12 protein-coding genes are annotated in these 16,485 nt (G+C 73.6%); 2 read left to right on the top strand and 10 right to left on the bottom strand.

Going from position 1 to position 16,485, the window contains the following annotated elements:
* Positions 1–56: 56 nt before the first annotated feature.
* The 4 genes from NMK44_RS22910 to NMK44_RS22895 are packed head-to-tail and all read right to left on the bottom strand — an operon-like array spanning position 57 to position 3,683.
* Positions 57–785 (bottom strand): ABC transporter permease subunit, encoded by a 729-nt coding sequence (locus NMK44_RS22910; protein WP_254745998.1) that lies wholly within the window; start codon positions 783–785, stop codon positions 57–59.
* A 15-nt stretch (positions 786–800) separates the two neighbouring features.
* Positions 801–1,727 (bottom strand): ABC transporter ATP-binding protein, encoded by a 927-nt coding sequence (locus tag NMK44_RS22905; protein WP_254745996.1) that lies wholly within the window; start codon positions 1,725–1,727, stop codon positions 801–803.
* On the bottom strand, positions 1,724–2,623 hold the full coding sequence (locus NMK44_RS22900; RefSeq protein WP_254745994.1) for an ABC transporter permease: 900 nt from the start codon (positions 2,621–2,623) through the stop codon (positions 1,724–1,726). The genes NMK44_RS22905 and NMK44_RS22900 overlap by 4 nt, the downstream gene beginning before the upstream one ends.
* Positions 2,613–3,683, bottom strand: coding sequence for an ABC transporter ATP-binding protein (locus tag NMK44_RS22895; protein ID WP_254745992.1), 1,071 nt, complete (start codon positions 3,681–3,683; stop codon positions 2,613–2,615). Before NMK44_RS22895 ends, NMK44_RS22900 begins: the two co-directional genes overlap by 11 nt.
* Before the next feature lie 267 nt (positions 3,684–3,950).
* Here NMK44_RS22895 and NMK44_RS22890 point away from each other — a divergent pair, with 267 nt between their 5' ends.
* Positions 3,951–5,675 (top strand): SDR family oxidoreductase, encoded by a 1,725-nt coding sequence (locus tag NMK44_RS22890; RefSeq protein WP_254745990.1) that lies wholly within the window; start codon positions 3,951–3,953, stop codon positions 5,673–5,675.
* 96 nt (positions 5,676–5,771) lie between these two features.
* On the opposite strand, the gene pspAB is transcribed toward NMK44_RS22890, so the two are convergent.
* The 3 genes from pspAB to NMK44_RS22875 all read right to left on the bottom strand — a co-directional run bounded on the left by pspAB (position 5,772) and on the right by NMK44_RS22875 (position 8,337).
* A complete protein-coding gene (pspAB, locus tag NMK44_RS22885) occupies positions 5,772–6,365 on the bottom strand; it encodes a PspA-associated protein PspAB (protein WP_254745988.1) in 594 nt (197 codons plus the stop codon).
* Positions 6,366–6,370: 5 nt separating this feature from the next.
* Positions 6,371–7,282 (bottom strand): zinc metalloprotease HtpX, encoded by a 912-nt coding sequence (gene htpX / locus NMK44_RS22880; RefSeq protein WP_254745986.1) that lies wholly within the window; start codon positions 7,280–7,282, stop codon positions 6,371–6,373.
* Between the two features lie 140 nt (positions 7,283–7,422).
* On the bottom strand, positions 7,423–8,337 hold the full coding sequence (locus NMK44_RS22875; protein WP_254745984.1) for an LLM class flavin-dependent oxidoreductase: 915 nt from the start codon (positions 8,335–8,337) through the stop codon (positions 7,423–7,425).
* Between the two features lie 161 nt (positions 8,338–8,498).
* On the opposite strand from NMK44_RS22875, the gene NMK44_RS22870 reads away from it, so the two are divergent.
* Complete coding sequence (locus tag NMK44_RS22870) at positions 8,499–9,380, top strand: Cof-type HAD-IIB family hydrolase (RefSeq protein ID WP_302888517.1); 882 nt, start codon at positions 8,499–8,501, stop codon at positions 9,378–9,380.
* A gap of 131 nt (positions 9,381–9,511) precedes the next feature.
* Here NMK44_RS22870 and NMK44_RS22865 read toward each other — a convergent pair whose 3' ends face one another.
* From NMK44_RS22865 to cydD, 3 genes are all read right to left on the bottom strand, one after another.
* On the bottom strand, positions 9,512–10,354 hold the full coding sequence (locus tag NMK44_RS22865; RefSeq protein WP_254745980.1) for a hypothetical protein: 843 nt from the start codon (positions 10,352–10,354) through the stop codon (positions 9,512–9,514).
* Positions 10,355–10,564: 210 nt separating this feature from the next.
* Positions 10,565–12,214 (bottom strand): sensor histidine kinase, encoded by a 1,650-nt coding sequence (locus NMK44_RS22860; RefSeq protein WP_254745978.1) that lies wholly within the window; start codon positions 12,212–12,214, stop codon positions 10,565–10,567.
* A gap of 555 nt (positions 12,215–12,769) precedes the next feature.
* Positions 12,770–16,471, bottom strand: coding sequence for a thiol reductant ABC exporter subunit CydD (gene cydD, locus NMK44_RS22855; protein ID WP_254745976.1), 3,702 nt, complete (start codon positions 16,469–16,471; stop codon positions 12,770–12,772).
* Between the last annotated feature and the right edge of the window lie 14 nt (positions 16,472–16,485).

Below are 16,485 nucleotides of genomic sequence, written 5' to 3'. Positions count from 1 at the left end.
GGCGGCCGTGATCACGACCGCCGCCACCGGTGACGAGAGGGAGTGCGTGTGCCGGCTCACTCCTCACCGGCGACGGTGAGACTGCGCAGCTTGCTGCCCGCGTACCAGGTGGCGGCCAGCGTCACGGAGACCAGCAGCACCACGGCAGTGGGCAGAGCGACGTCCGACGTGATCAGATCCCCTTCGCCGATCTTCTGGGCGAGGGCCAGCGCCCACTGCTGGACGCTCAGCGTGCGCGCCCCGGACACCAGGCTGCCGAACAGCGCCTCCCACACCAGGGCGTAGACCAGGCCCGCGACCACCGCATGCCGGGTGACGGTGCCCAGCAGCAGGAAGATCGCGCTGTAGGCGACGGAGGCCACCGCGGCGGCGACGGCGTAGGCGATGGCGATCTGATGGCCGTTGCCGTTCAGGATGAAGCCCGCGAGCAGGGTGGGGATCGCCGAGAAGGCGGCGGTGACGCCGATCGCGACGATCAGCTTGGTGATCACGATGGTGGACCGCTTCACCGGCTTGGCCAGCAGGTAGAGCACCGAACCGTCGTCGATCTCCGGTCCGATCGCCCCGGTACCGGCGATCACGCCGATCAGCGGGACCATGGTGGCGATGGCGAAACCGCCGAGGATGCCATCGGCCGTGGCGTCATCGGCACTGGTCAGCAGCCGTACGGCCACTGCGATGAGTAGCAGCAGCGCGGGCAGCGAGAACAGGATCAGCGCGCGGCGGCGGCCGAGCAGGGCCCGGTAGGTGAGCCGGGCGACGGTCGGGTGGTAGAGCGAGGACATCGCTGAGGGCTCCTTTCAGGCCGCGACGAGGTAGGAGAAGACGCTTTCCAGGGACTCGTCGGAGGGCGAGACCGTGAGGAGCCTGATGCCCTGGTCGCGGGCGACCCGGGGCAGCAGTTCGGTGAAGCGGGTGAAGTCGACGGCCTGGATGTGCAGTCCGCCGTCCGCGCCATCACCGGCGTCGACCTGGATACCGGTGGTCGACGGATCGGCGATGAGGGCCGCCGCAAGGGCGCGGTCGTCGCTGGAGCGCACCAGATAGCGGTGCGGACGGTCCGTCATCAGCCGGCGGATCTTGCGGAAGTCACCGGAGGCGGCGTGCCGTCCGGCGACGATCACCTCGATATGGGAGGCGAGTTGCTCGACCTCCTCCAGGATGTGCGAGGAGAACAGCACGGTCGTGCCGTTGTCGCCCATCCGCCGCAGCAGGTCCATGAGCTGCATCCGCTGGCGCGGGTCCATCCCGTTGAACGGCTCGTCGAGCAGCAGCACCGACGGTTCGTGCACCAGGGCGGAGGCCATCTTCACCCGCTGGCGCATGCCCTTGCTGTAGGTGGAGATCTTCCGCGAACCGGCGTAGTCCATCTCGACGGTGTCCAGCGCCTTGCGGGCGGCGGCGCGCGGATCGGGCAGCCCGTGCAGTTCGGCGTTGGCGATGACGAACTCGCGGCCGGTGAGGAAGTCGTACATCCCCTCCCGCTCGGGGACCAGCCCGATCCGGCGGTACACCTGCTCATTGCGCCAGATCGGGTCGCCGTCGAGGGTGACCGATCCGGTGGAGGGGGCCAGGAAGCCGCCCATCATGTTGATCAGGGTGGATTTGCCCGCGCCGTTGGGTCCGAGAAGGCCGGTGACCCCGGGGCCGATCGTCATGGTCACGTCGTTGACGGCCACGACGTTCCCGAACCAGCGGGAGACATTGTCGATGGCGATCGTGGTCACAGCCCGACCTTTCGGTAGCGGCGCATCAGCAGGCCGTACGAGCCGGCGGTCAGGCCGAGGAGGACGAGGAGGTAGACGAGACCGGTCCCGGTGGACGGCCCGTACTCGCCGGGGAAGGCGGAGGTGGCGCCGAGGAACGCGGTCTGCACCCCGTCGACGAGGGTGATCGGCGAGAAGAGGCCGAGCCAGCTGATCGCGTCGGTGCTGCCCTGGTCCCAGGCGATGGCCTGAACGGTGCTCACCGCGCCGTAGGAGATGGTCAGTACGGCGATGACGGCGGCGACACCGAAGCCGCGGCGCGGTGTCATGGCGGCGAGCACCAGGCCGAGACCGGCGAAGAGGAGCGAGAGCAGAGCCACGGAGACCAGTCCTTGTGCGAAGCCCTTCGTCTGTTCGGCGAAGTCCAGCTTGGCGAGCAGGGCTCCGACGTAAAGGATCAGCAGGGGCAGCGCGGTGAGGAAGAAGATCGCGGAGACCAGTGCGGCGAACTTCGCCACCACGTAGTCCACCGTCTTGATGGGACGCGAGAAGTACAGCGAGATCGTCTTGAAACGCAGATCGCGGGAGACGGCCTGGGGTGCCTGGGCGGCGGTGTAGAGGCCGATCACGGCTTGGAGCATGATCGCGTAACCGGTGTACTCCACGGGGAGCTTGTTCGCCTGGGTGGCGACCGCCACCGCGACGATGATCGCGGCGGGCAGGCACATCACGGCGAGCATCAGCATCGGCCCGACCTTGGACTTCGCCGAGCGGCCGAGGCCGTAGGCGCCGCGCAGACTCTGCGAGAAGAGTGAGCGGCGGGCGTAGGCGCGGCCCAGGCGGGCGCCCTCGTAATGCCGGTAGCCGATGTTGTGGATGACGTCGGCGCGCTGCTGGGGCACGGTCTCAGGCGGCATCGACGGCACCTCCCTTCCCGTGGGCGCCGGTTCCGTCGGTGCCGGGTGCGTCGGTGCCGGTGCCCTTGGCGGGGACGCCGGCGGATTCGTCGTCGGAGCGGAAGATCTCCGCGATGCGGTGGCGGCGCTGTTCCATGCGGACCAGACCGAGGCCGAGTTCGGCGATGGCGTCGCGGACGGTGTCGTAGGTCTCGTCCCCCGCCACGTCGACCAGCAGGACGTGGTCCGATGCGGGCGCCCCGTCGGCGCCGCGTCCGGCGGGCTGGACGGTGAGCCCCGCGCGGTCCAGCGCGGCGCGCAGCACCCCGGTGCCGTCCGGGTGGTCCGCGGTGTCGGTGACCTCGACCGCGAGGGAGGCGGTGGCCTGGGTGAAGTCGCTGGTGGAGCTGGAGCGGAGCAGCTTGCCGCCGTCGATGACCACCACGTGGTCACAGGTGCGCTCCAGCTCGCCGAGCAGATGTGAGGTGACCAGGACCGAGATGCCGAAGTCGGTGTGCACACGGCGGATGAGGGCGAGCATGTCGTCCCGGCCGACCGGGTCCAGACCGTTGGTCGGCTCGTCCAGCAGCACCAGCCGCGGATCGTGCACCAGCGCCTGGGCCAGCTTGACCCGCTGCTTCATACCCGTCGAATAGCCGCCGATGGGCCGGTACCGCTCCTCGTACAGGCCCACATGGCGCAGGGTGTCGGCGGTGCGCTCACGGGCGGCGGACGGTGGCAGCCCGGACATGCGCGCCATATGGACGACGAACTCGGTGGCCGAGACATCGGGCGGCAGACAGTCGTGCTCGGGCATATAGCCGACGCTCTCGCGGATGGCGCTGCCGTCCTTGGCCACATCGAGGCCGAGCACGGTGGCGCGGCCCTCGGTGGCGGGGGAGAGACCGAGCAGGATCTTGATCAGGGTTGACTTGCCGGCACCGTTGGCACCCACCAGGCCGGTGACGCCCGGTGTGATGTCGACGGTGAGCCGGTCGAGGGCGGTGACCCTGGGGAACCGCTTGCTCAGGCTTTCGGTGGCGATCACAGTCACGTGTTCGACCGTAGTGGGCTGAGCCACATCCGGCGTCAGTCCTGATGGCTGGATTTACGTAGTCCTCGGGTCGGAGGCGCCCGTAGGGGAACGGCACCCCCAGTAGGGGGTTACCCGTGGTATCCACAGGAGGAGAAGGCCCTCTTGACGGCGATTTCGAACGCCGCGCATGGTCGTCCTGGGCACGGTTCGCCGGGTTCATGCGTGGAAGACGCCGTGAAGACGCCGTCTCCTGCGGGGACGACGCCGGATTCATGCGCGGAAGCCGATTCCCGCGCGGAAGGGGAGGACAGGGTGAGGGACGGGATCGCGGGAGCGGCCGAGCGCACGATCCGTACGGGAGGGGTGGAGCTGTGCGTCGCCGAGCTCGGCGATCCGGCGCGGCCCACCGTGGTGCTGCTGCACGGCTATCCGGACAGCAAGGAGGTGTGGTCGGAGGTCGCCACCCGCCTCGCCTCGGGCGGATCGGGCTTCCATGTCGTGCTGTACGACGTGCGCGGCTGCGGCCGCTCCACCGCCCCGGAGCCGCTGCGCGGCGGTTTCACCCTGGAGAAGCTCACCGATGACTTCCTGGCCGTGGCCGACGCGGTCTCGCCGGGCAAGCCGGTCCACCTGGTGGGCCATGACTGGGGCTCGGTGCAGGGCTGGGAGTTCGTCACGGTCCCGCGCGCCCAGGGGCGGATCGCCTCGTTCACCTCGCTGTCCGGCCCCGGCCTGGACCACTTCGGCCACTGGATCAGGAAGCGGATGACCCGGCCCACCCCGCGCCGGGTCGCCCAGCTCCTGGGCCAGTCCGCCCGCTCCTGGTACGTGGGCGCGCTGCACACCCCGCGGCTGCCGGAGGCGCTGTGGCGCGGTCCGCTCGGCCGGTCCTGGCCGGGCGTCCTGGAGCGGCTGGAGCGGGTGCCGAGCGAGAGCTATCCGACCGCCTCGCTGCCCGGCGACGCGGCGCACGGCGCCTGGCTCTACCGGGACAATGTGCGCGAGCGGCTGCTGCACCCCCGGGAGGACGCCCATGCCCACGCCCCGGTCCAGCTCATCGTCCCGACCCGGGACCCCTTCCTCTCCCAGCGGCTCTACGACGATCTGGAGGGCTGGGTGCCGGATCTGACCCGGCGCACCCTCGCCGCCCGTCACTTCATGCCGCGCTCCCGGCCCGATCAGCTCTCCGCGTGGATCACCGAGTTCATCACCTCCGTGACGGAGGGCGCCCCGCGCCCCGGCTCGGCCTCACCCGGTCCGTACGCCCAGCGGTTCGGCGGCCAACTGGTGCTGGTCACCGGCGCGGCCGGAGCCGTCGGCCGGGCCACCTGCGTGGCGTTCGCCGAGGCGGGCGCCCGGGTGATCGCCGTGGACCAGGACGCGGAGGCCGCGGCGCACACCGCCTCGCTGGCGCGTTCGGCCGGGGCGCCGCACGCCTGGGCCGAGGCGGTGGACATCGCGGACGAGCCGGCCGTGGAGAAGCTGGCCCACAAGGTCTCCGCCGAGTACGGCGTGGTGGACGTGCTGGTCAACAGCGCCGAGGAGGGGCTGTCCGGCTCCTTCCTCGGCACCTCGGCGGACGCCTGGCGCCGGGTGCTGGACACCAATCTGTGGGGCGTGGTCCACAGTTGCCGGGCCTTCGGCGGTCAGATGGCCGACCGCGGCCAGGGCGGCCACATCGTCAACACCGCGTCGGCCGCCGCCTTCCGGCCGTCCCGGTCGCTGTCCGCGTACGGCGCCTCCCAGGCCGCCGTGGTGCGGCTGAGCGAATCGCTCCGCGCCGAGCTGGCGGACCGGGACATCGGCGTCTCGGTGATCTGCCCCGGTTACGCCCGCACCCGGGACGACCGGCCGCTGAGGCGGCTGGCCCCGCGGGCCTACCCGCCGGAGAAGGTCGCGGACGCGATCCTGCGGGCCGTGCTGCGCGACGCGGCGGTGGTGCCGGTGACCCCGGAGGCGAAGGCCGCGGCCGTGCTGTCCCGGGTCGCCCCGGTGGCGCTGCGCGCCGCCGCCCGGCTGGGGCGCCGCCCCAAGTGAGGCCGTGAAGCGGTGCGGGGGCGGCGCCGGTCCGGGGCGGCGCCAGGCCGTGTCTTGTCGATCTTCGTGGACGCGCGAAGACCGGCAGGACAGGGCTTACAGGCCCGGTGCGCCCCACACCGGGAACCAGCGACCCAGGTCCTCCTCGATCGTCAGATCGTCCCCGAGCATCGCCCGCACCTGGAGTTCGAGTCCGTTGTCACGCTTCTCGGCACCGCCCGGCAGCGGCGCGAAGGGATAGAAGGTGCCGCGTTTGTAGAGGTAGACCAGCGCCAGTGACCGGCCGTCGGAGGCGTTCCGGAACCCCAGCAGCGAGCACAGCAGCTGGGGGCCGAACCCCCCGTCCTGGAGCAGGGTGTTGACCGCGTGCAGATCGTTCACCAGGGCGGCCGTATCGTCCGGCGGCTGCCGCGCCAGCAGCCAGGTGTAGCCGTACGCGTCCCGGCTGAACTCCACCGGCACCCCGTCCCGTCCGGCCCCCGTGTCCGCGTCGAGCAGCTCCTCCACATCCTGGCGGAGCCGGGCGAAGGCCCCGCCCTCCACACTCGCGAAGCACACCGACCCCAGCCCGGTGGGGATGAACCCCGCTGCTGCCTCCAGGGTGACCGCCGCCCCCGGCAGCCCGAAGAGCCGGTCGAGGTCGGGGCGTACGGGCTTGCTGCGGCCGAGCACGGCGTCCCAGAACCCCACGCCGCTCAGCCCCTTCCCGCCTGGCCGAGCTGTGCCGAGATCCGGCCGAGCTGGTCCAGCCGCTGCTCCAGCGTCGGATGCGAGGAGAGCAGCCGGCTCATGCTCCGGCCGGAGAGCGCCGGGGCGAACCAGAACGCGTTGTACGGCTCGGCCTTGCGCAGATCGCGGGTGGGGATCCTGGCCATCTGCCCGGTCACCTTGGTCAGGGCGGCGGCGAGCGCCGAGGGCCGCCCGGTCAGCAGCGCGGCGGCCCGGTCGGCGCTCAGCTCGCGGTAGCGGGACAGCAGCCGGGTCAGCAGAAAGCTGATCGCGTAGACCACGGCGCTGACCAGCGGGATCAGCAGGACCGCGATCGCGGTGTTGTTGTCGCGGCTGCCGCCGCGGGTCAGCCCGCCCCACAGCGCGACCCGGGTCATCATCCCGGCCAGTACCCCGAGGAAGGAGGCGATGGTCATGACCGCCACATCGCGGTGCGCGACATGCGACAGCTCATGGGCGAGCACCCCCTCCAGCTCGTCCGGCTCCAGCCGCCGCAGCAGACCGGTCGTCGCGCACACCAGGGCGTTGCGCTGGTTGCGCCCGGTGGCGAAGGCGTTGGGCACATCGGTGTCGGCGATGGCCACGCGCGGTTTGGGCATATCGGCGAGGGCGCACAGCCGGTCCACCGCACCGTGCAGCTCGGGCGCCTGCTCCGCGGTGACCTCCTTCGCGCCCATGCTGTAGGCCGCGATCCGGTCACTGAACCAGAACTGCGCCACGAACAGTCCGCCCGCGATGATCAGGATCAGTGGCCAGGCGCCCCGCACCAGCGCCAGCAGCACGCCGACGAAGACCACGTAGAGCAGACCGATGAAGAACATCGTGGTCACCATGCGGGCGGTCAGCCCCCGGTCCGGGGCGTATCGGGTACGCGCCATGGATGCCTCCACGGGACTGCGGCAGCGAAAGCCTCTATACCCGATTCTGCCCCTTATGCCGGTCTTCACCGCCTGTGCGGGTCCTGACCGTCCCGGAGCCCCCTCGGCGAGGGGGCTCCGGGACGGTGCAAGGCCGTGGCTCAGCCGGTGCCGAGCTGCGCGGCGCCCTCCGTGGCGATCCGCTCGAAGACCCGCTGGTCCGCCGCGAAGATCGAGTCCGGGATCGGCCAGTGCACCACGATCTCGTCGAAGCCGAGCGCCGCGTGCTGCCCGGCGAAGTCGACGAAGGCGTCCACCGAGGCCAGCGGACCGGCGCCGTCCGGGGTGAACCCGGTGAGCAGGATCTTCCGGAGCTCGCCCGCGTCCCGTCCGGCCTCCGCGCACGCCTTGCCCAGCGCCTCGACCTGGCGGGCGATGGCCTCCACCGAATCGGCCGCGGTACCGGTGGCGGCCACCTTCGGATCCCCCGTGGTCACCCACGCCTGGCCGTGGCGCGCGGCCAGCCGCAGCCCGCGCGGACCGGTCGCGGCCACCGCGAACGGCAGCCGGGGCCGCTGCACACAGCCCGGGATGTTCTGCGCCTCCAGCGCGCTGTAGTACTTCCCCTCGTACGTCACCGCGTCCTGGGTCAGCAGCCGGTCCAGCAGCTCCACGAACTCACCGAAGCGGTCCGCGCGCTCCCGCGGGGTCCACGCCTCCTCATCGGCGCGGCGCAGCGCCGTCGCGTCGAAGCCGGAGCCGCCCGCCCCGATCCCGAGCGTGATCCGGCCGCCGGAGATGTCGTCCAGCGTGATCAGCTCCTTGGCGAGCGTCACCGGGTGCCGGAAGTTGGGCGAGGTCACCAGCGTGCCGAGGCGCAGCCGCGAGGTGGCCGCCGCGGCGGCGGTCAGCGTGGGCACCGCGCCGAACCAGGGGCCGTCACGGAACGGCACCCGCCAGGACAGGTGGTCATAGGTGTACGCGCCGTGGAAGCCCAGCTCCTCGGCGCGCCGCCACAGCTCCCGGCCGCCCTCGGACCAGCGCTGGACGGGAAGGATCACGGTGCTCAGTCGCATACCGACGAGCCTAAGCGGTCCCGCGGACAGCTCCGCACGCCGACGACCAGGAGGGCCTTCGGCCGCCGGGCCGGGGAGGGACGGGCGTAGGGGCCCGCGCCACCGGGCATACGTACGCACCCGAGCCCCTTCGCACACCGATGAGCGGCCTATGCGGGAGGATGGTTGCCGTGACTCCAGCAACCGAGCGGCCCGGGAATCCGGCCACAGACCGTTCCGGCACCGGCTCACCCCGGCCCCGGCTGATCGCCACCGACCTCGACGGCACCCTGCTGCACAACGACAAGACGGTCTCCGACCGCACCGTCGAGGCGCTCGCCGCTGCCGAGCGGGCAGGCATCGAGGTCTTCTTCGTGACCGGCCGCCCGGCCCGCTGGATGGATGTCGTCAGCGCCCATGTGCACGGCCACGGCCTGGCGATCTGCGCAAACGGCGCCGCCGTGGTCGATCTGCACCAGGGCGGCAGGCTGATCAAGGTCCGCCCGCTGGACCCCGCCGCGGCGCTCTCCGCCGTCACGGCGCTGCGGGCGGCGGCCCCGGGCACCTCATTCGCCGTGGAGCGGACCGAGGGCATCTTCTACGAGCCCGAGTACCCGCCCTTCCACCTCGACCCGGGGGCGGTCCACGCCCCCGCCGAGAAGCTGCTCGACGACGGCTTCGCCCACGCCGACCAGCCGATCATCAAGCTGCTCGCCCACCACCCGGAGCTGGCCCCGGACGCCTTCCTCACGCTCGGCCGCTCCGCCGCGGGCGAGCACGGCTCCTTCACCCGCTCCAGCCCGACCGCCCTGCTGGAGATCAGCGGTACCGGTGTCAGCAAGGCCAGCACCCTGGAGCAGTGCTGCGCCGAGCGCGGGATCACCGCCGAGGAGGTCGTGGCCTTCGGCGACATGCCCAACGACCTGGAGATGCTGAGCTGGGCGGGCACCTCGTACGCGATGGCCAACGCCCACCCGGACGTCCTGGCCGCGACCACCCATCACACCGCCGCCAACACCGATGACGGCGTCGCCGCCGTCATCGAGCGGATCCTCGCGGGCTAGAAGCTGTTTGCGGGAACGTTTCGGGAACCACCCGGAACGTTTCGGGAACCACCCGCCCCCCGCCGTCACACGACCGCCCCCCGGCCCGAGGGCCGGGGGGCGGTCAGCCGGACGGGATGATCCGCGCGGGATCACCAGTAGATGACCGTGTAACCGTCGCCGCCCGCTTCCCCGGCGGGACCGTTGGAGCCGGGGGTGCCGCCGCCCGGGCCGCCGGCGCTGCCGTCGCCGCCCTCGGCGGTGTCATCGGTGGGCAGTTCGACGGCGCCGTCGGCCGAGTCGCCGCCCTCACCGCCCTGAGCGCCGTCCTCGCCGTCCTCACCGGTGCGGTTCACCGCGGAGAGGCTGTCGCACGAGCCCGCGCCACCGTCACCGCCGGTGCCCGGGATGCCCGGAGCGGTGCCGCCGCCACCACCGCCGGTGCCGCCCGTGCCGCCCGTGGCGGCGAGCAGGATGTCACCACCGGCGTCGGTCACGGAGGTGGCCGACCCGCTCCCGCCGGTGCCACCGCTCCCACCGGCGTTGCCGCCCACGGGACCACCCGGCCCGGCGGTACCGGCGGTGCCGCCTTCGCCGAGGTCCACGGTGTAGGCCTGTCCGGGCGTGACATTGAGGACGCACCAGGTGAAGCCACCGGCCCCGCCGCCGCCACCCGTGCCGCCGGTGCCGGTCAGCGTGGCGCTGGCACCGCCGCCGCCCCCGCCGCCACCGCCGCCCGCGCCCCATGCCTGGACGTGGACCGAGGTGACGCCGGGGGGAGCGATGAACGTCCCGTCCTCGGTGAACTCCTGAACACCACTGACATCGCCCGGCGGCCTCGGGGGCTTGGGATGACCGCCGCCGCGCGCACCGTCATCGGCCTGCGCGGCGGGCGCCAGGGTCAGGCCGGAGGCGGCGAGCACCGCGGCGGCAGTGGCGAAGAGGACCCGACGACAGGTCCGGGAACGCTGAGGAGTTGAGCTCTGACTCTTCACGTGATGACTTCCTTCCCCGTGCCGGCCCGACGGCGCTCGGCGCCGCCCGCTGTCACGGAGTGGGTGGGGATACGTGAGGGCCGGACGGCCCGCGAGCCTCATCCCACCGTCGGCCGGGGGACACCGCACTCCGGAGAAGCGCGGCTTGCGCCTGACAGGTGAGGGTTTCCACTGGCCGGGCTACCCGGCCGTGTCGTACCGCCGATCCGGCTACAGCGGGACCTCCCACACCACCGCTGTGCCACCGCCGTCCGCACCGAGCCCCGGCCCCACCCGGCTCGCACCGCCCAACGACTCGGCCCGGCGCGCCAAGTTGGCCAAGCCGCTGCGCCGTCCGCCCGCCGGAGTACCCACCCCGTCGTCAGCGACCTTCAGCCGCACCCCGGCCCGTCCCCGCGCGAGCCGCGCGGTCGCGTCCACGACCACCTCGACACGCCCCGCGCGGGCGTGCCGGACGACGTTGGACAGCGCTTCACGCAGCGCCGCGATCAGATTCGCCCCGGCCGGTTCGCCGACCCCCGTATCGACCGCTCCCACGAAACTCAGCGACGGCTGGAACCCCAGCGGCACCGCGGCCGCCCCCACCTCCCGCAGGACCCGGGCGCGCAGCCCGGCGGGCGGCTGCGAAGGGTTCTGACGCAGTGTGAAGATCGCCGTCCGCACTTCCTGGATGGCCGCGCCCAACTCCTCCACGGCCCGCTCGATCTGCTCCCGCACCTCCGGCGCGGCCGACCGGCGCTGGGCGCTCTCCAGCGTCATCCCGGTCGCGAACAGCCGCTGGATGACGAGGTCGTGCAGATCCCGCGCGATCCGGTCGCGCTCCTCCAGCACCGCGACCCGCTCACGGTCGCGCTGCGCCTCGGCCAGCACCAGCGCCACCGCGGCCTGCGCCGCGAACTGGACGGCGAGCGTGCGCTCCGCGGCCGTGAACGCAGGCGCGCCGGGCGCGCGTGGAGTGGCCAGCACCCCCAGCACCCGGTCACCACCGCTCAGCGGCAGCATCATGGCCGGTCCGTACCGGCCGAGCACCCCGGTGATCAGCCGCGGACGGGCTGACGGGTCGTCGAGGAACACCGGCTTCCCGGCCAGCAGCCGCGGTACGGCCGGGGCCCGGGCCGGGAGGACGGTGCCGAGCAGCGCCGACGGATCATCGGCGTCCGCCGCCACGATCCGCAGCCCCCCGGACGCCTCGGGCAGCAGCACCACCCCCGCCGCCGACCGCGCGAGCTGACGGGCCTTCTCCGCGACGACGGCCAACGCGTTCTCGGCGTCGCCGGAGAGCAGGGAGTGGGTGACCGCCACCGAGCCCTCGATCCACCGCTCGCGCTGCCGGGTGGCCTCGTGGAACCGGGTGTTGCCGATCGCGATCCCGGCCTCGGTCGCCAGCACCTTGACCATGTGCAGATCGGAGACGGTGAACTCGCCACCGCCCCGCTTCTCGGCGAGGCACAGATGGCCGAAGGTCTCCTCCCCGACCCGGATCGGCACCCCGATGAACGCGTGCGGCAGCGGGTGGTCCAGCAGGAACCCGGCCGGATGCGCCCCCGGCGGCAGCCCGGCGAACAGCGCCCCGCACCGCTCCCGGTCCGCCTCGGTGGCGCCGTAGCTGACCACTCCGGCCAGCCCCTGGCCCGCGGCGTCGTTCACCCCGATCACGGCGCAGCGCGCCGCCGCCAGCTCGGCGGCGGTCTCCGCGATCCGGTCCAGTACGGTGCGCAGCTCCAGCCCGGTGCCGATGGAGCGCATCGCCTCCAGCAGCCGGGGCAGCCGCGCGGTCAGCTCGGTGGACAGGCCCCGGAGCCCGCGGGTCGCCTCCGCGGCGACCTCCAGGGGATCCGGAGTGGGGGCTGCGGCCACCATGCATCGAGCGTAATGAATGCCGCCCGACCCCGCCGCCGGGCGGCAGGGCCGGGCGGACGGCAGGGCCGCTGGGCGGACGGCCCCGAGCGCCCCGGCCCGCCGGCGGGACACCTCACCGCCCACGGCGCGCCCCCGGGCCCGCCACAGGACAGCGGCCGCAGCAGGCGCGCAGGCCGTATGCAGGCACGACGGTCGTCCAGAGCGCCGGGCGGCATCCGCCCCGAGGCACGGGGTCACATCGCCCGCGGCGCGCACCCCCGGCCCGCCACCGGGCCACGGCCGAAGCTGCACGCACAGGCCGTACGTCGGCGCGACGATTGCCCAGACGCCGGGTGCCTTCAGCCCCGGAGCACGGGCTCACGCCGCCGTGGCGGGCCCGTCGGGGCCGACGGGCCCGCCACGAAGTCAGGCGGTATCGGCTCCGGGGGCGCGGAACCGCGCGTCCGGCGCGGGGCATGCGGGCCCGGGCCTCGGCCCCCGCCGGGGTGCACGACCCGCGGGCACGGGCGGAACCCCCACAGCGCGGGGGCCCGCCCGGGGCGGGCGCGATGTGGGTCAGACGGGGGTGGGTACCGGGATCCGCCGCGTCTTCGCTTCCGGGCCCGCCGCGAGGCGGGCCTCCGCGGCTTCGCGGGCCAGCAGACGGCGGAAGGGGCCGTCGGCGGTGGCCAGCTCATGCGGGGTGCCGCGCTGTACGGCCCGGCCGCCGTCCAGCACGATCACCTCGTCGACCGCCTCCAGACCGGTCAGCCGGTGCGTGATCAGTACCGTGGTCCGGCCGCGGGTCGCGGAGAGCAGATCGGCGGTCAGGGCGTCGGCCGTCGGCAGGTCCAGATGTTCCGCGGGCTCGTCCAGCACCAGGACCGGGAAGTCCGCCAGCAGCGCACGGGCCAGGGCGAGCCGCTGCCGCTGGCCGCCGGAGAGCCGGGCGCCCAGTTCACCGGCCATCGTGTCCAGGCCGTCCGGGAGTCCGTCCACCCAGTCCAGCAGCCGGGCCGCGGCCAGCGCGGCGCGCAGCGCGTCGTCGTCCGCCCCGGGGCGGGCCAGCCGCAGGTTCTCCCGCAGCGAGCTGTCGAAGACGTGCGCGTCCTGGGCGCAGAGCCCGACCAGCCGCCGTACCGCGTCCCCGTCCAGGGCCGTCGCGTCCCGTCCCGCCAGGGTGTACGTACCGGATCCGGTGTCCAGGAACCGCAGCAGCACCTGGGCCAGCGTGGTCTTGCCCGCGCCGGACGGGCCGACGACGGCGATCCGGCGGCCCGGGGTCAGCTCCAGGTCGAAACCGTCCAGCGCGGGCGTCCGCCGCCCCGGGTGCTGCGCGGTGACCCCGCGCAGCACCAGCGGGAAGGGCGCGTCCGGTGCCTCCTGCCGGACCGTCGCGTCCGGCTCGCGCACCGGCGGCCGGGCGTCCATCACCTCGTACAGTCGCTCCGCGGCCCGCCGCGTCCGCTGCCGGTGCCGCACCGCGAGCGGCAGGCCCGCGACCGCCTCGAACGCGGCGAGCGGAATGAGGACGACGGTGGCCAGCCACACCCCCTGGATCCGCCCGTCCGCCACGGCGCCCACCCCCGCCCACGCCGCGGCGGCGACGGTCAGTCCGCAGGCCAGCGCAGAGAGCCCGGCGCCCACACCCGTGGCGGCAGCACCGCGCCGGGCGATCCGGGTCAGTACCCCGTCGGTCCTGCGCACCGCGTCCAGACGGCGCGGCAGCGCGCCCGCGACCGTCAACTCCGCGGTTCCGGAGAGCAGATCCACGACCTCGGCGGACAGCGCGCCGCGCACCGGCGCCAGCCGCCGTTCCGACCGCCGTGCGAACGCCCCGGAGACCAGGGGCACTCCGGCCCCGGCCACCAGCAGCCCGGCGGCCAGGACCGCCCCGGCCTCGGGCAGCACCCACGCGGTGAACCCGACGGATGCCACGGCGACCGTCACGGCGGTGGCCACGGGCAGCAGCCAGCGCAGGAAGTAGTCCTGCACGGCGTCCACATCGGCCACCAGCCGGGAGAGCAGATCGCCGCGCCGCGTCCGGCCGAGCCCGGCGGGCGCCAGCCGTTCCAGCCGCCGGTAGACGGCGACCCGCAGATCGGCCAGGACGCGCAGCACGGCGTCGTGCGAGACGAGGCGCTCGGCATAGCGGAGGACGGCCCGGGCGATCCCGAACGTCCGGGTCGCGGTGACCGCCACCATCAGATAGAGCACGGGCGGCTGCTGCGCGGCCCGTGAGATCAGCCAGCCGGAGACGGCCATCAGCCCCACGGCGCTGGCCAGCGCCAGACTGCCCAGCAGCAGCGCGAGCGCGAACCTCCCCCGCGATCCGCGCGCGGTCGCCCGCACCCGCGCCAGCACACCGGACGCGACGGCGCGGTCTGTGCCGGGCCGTTCCCCGGTGGCGGCTGGGGCCCCCGCCGCCGCGCCGTCCGCCACCCCGTGTGTCTCGTCACGCGGGGACCCGGCCGCCCCTGCGGCGGGTACGGCGCCCGCGGCGCCATCGGCGTCGCGGCCGGTCCGCCCGAGCGCGTCGCCCGCACCGGACCCGCGCGCGTCCTCCACCACGTCCGCGTCATGCGCCACCGCACCGACGGCCACGGCGGCCGACGCCTCACCGATGCCCGCCGCCAGGTCCCCGCCCGGCAGGCTCAGCACGCGGTCGGCCAGCGGCAGCAGGGCCGGGCGATGGACCACCATCAGAACCGTGCGGCCGGCCGCCAGGCGGCGGACCGCCGCCACGACCGCCGCCTCGGTCTCCCCGTCGAGGTTGGCCGTCGGCTCGTCCAGCAGCAGCACCGGCCGGTCGGCGAGGAAGGCGCGTGCCAGCGCGATGCGCTGGCGCTGCCCCGCGGACAGACCGGAACCCAGTTCACCGAGGCGGGTCGCGGTCCCCTCCGGGAGCGCGGTGACGAAGTCGAGCGCGCCCGCGTCCCGCAAGGCGGCCCGTACGGACGAGTCATCGGCGTCCGGCCGGGCCAGCCGGACGTTCTCCGCGATCGTCCCGGCGAAGAGGTACGGCCGCTGCGGCACCCAGGCGATCTGCCGCCGCCAGCTCTCCGGGTCGAGCGACTTCAGATCCTGCCCCCCGAGCAGGATCCGGCCCGCGGACGGCTCCGCGAAACCGAGCACGGCGTTCAGCAGGGTGGACTTCCCGGCGCCGCTGGGGCCGACGACGGCGACCGTCTCCCCGGGCCGCAGCGCGAACGACGTCGCGGACAGGGACGGTTCACCGCGTCCGGGATGGCGGACGACCAGTCCGTCGACGGTGAGCGTGGCCTCCCGGGCATCGGGGGCACTCGTCCGCCCCCCGGCCGACGGTTCACGCTCCAGCACCGCGAACACCTCGTCCGCCGCCGCCAGTCCCTCGGCGGCCGCGTGGTACTGCGCGCCGACCTGCCGCAGCGGCAGATACGCCTCGGGCGCCAGCACCAGCACCACCAGCCCGGTGTACAGCTCCATCTCGCCGTGGACCAGCCGCATTCCGATGCCCACCGCGACCAGCGCGACCGAGACCGTCGAGAGCAGCTCCAGGGCGAAGGAGGAGAGGAAGGCCAGCCGCAGGGTCTTCAGGGTGGCCCGCCGGTAGTCGGCGGTGATCGTGCGGATCGACTCGGCCTGGGCCTTGGCCCGCCCGAAGACCTTGAGCGTCGGCAGTCCGGCGACCACATCGAGGAAATGCCCGGAGAGCCGGGACAGCAGCCGCCACTGACGGTCCATCCGCCCCTGGGTGGCCCAGCCGATCAGCATCATGAACAGCGGGATCAGCGGCAGCGTCACCACGATCACCAGGGCGGAGATCCAGTCGGCGGTGACGATACGGGCGAGCACCGCCACCGGCACCACCACCGCGAGACCCAACTGCGGCAGATAGCGCGCGAAGTAGTCGTCGAGCGCGTCGATCCCCCGGGTGGCCAGGGTGGTGAGCTCACCGGTACGCCGTGAGTCCAGCCAGTCCGGCCCCAGCCGGACCGCCCGGTCCAGCAGCCGTACCCGCAGCTCCGACTTGACCGCCGCGCTCGCCCGGTGGGCGGCCAGCTCGGTGAGCCAGGAGACGGCCGCCCGGCCGGTGGCGACCACGGCCAGCAGGATCAGCGGGCGGGTCAGCGCGTCCACGCCCGCACCGCGCTGGAAGGCACCGACCACCACCTCGGCGATCAGCATCGCCTGCGCGATGACCAGACCCGCTCCGGCCAGGCCCAGCGCCACCGAGGCGGCGAGGAAGAACCGGGTGGCCCGTGCGTACCGCAGCAGCCGGGGGTCGATTGGTTTCACGTGAAACACGCCCT

The organism is Streptomyces cucumeris (assembly GCF_024295805.1).
GTDB classification, from domain to species: domain Bacteria; phylum Actinomycetota; class Actinomycetes; order Streptomycetales; family Streptomycetaceae; genus Streptomyces; species Streptomyces cucumeris.
The sequence above is the reverse complement of the archived record's forward strand: the minus strand, read 5'-3'. Positions and strand labels throughout refer to the sequence as shown.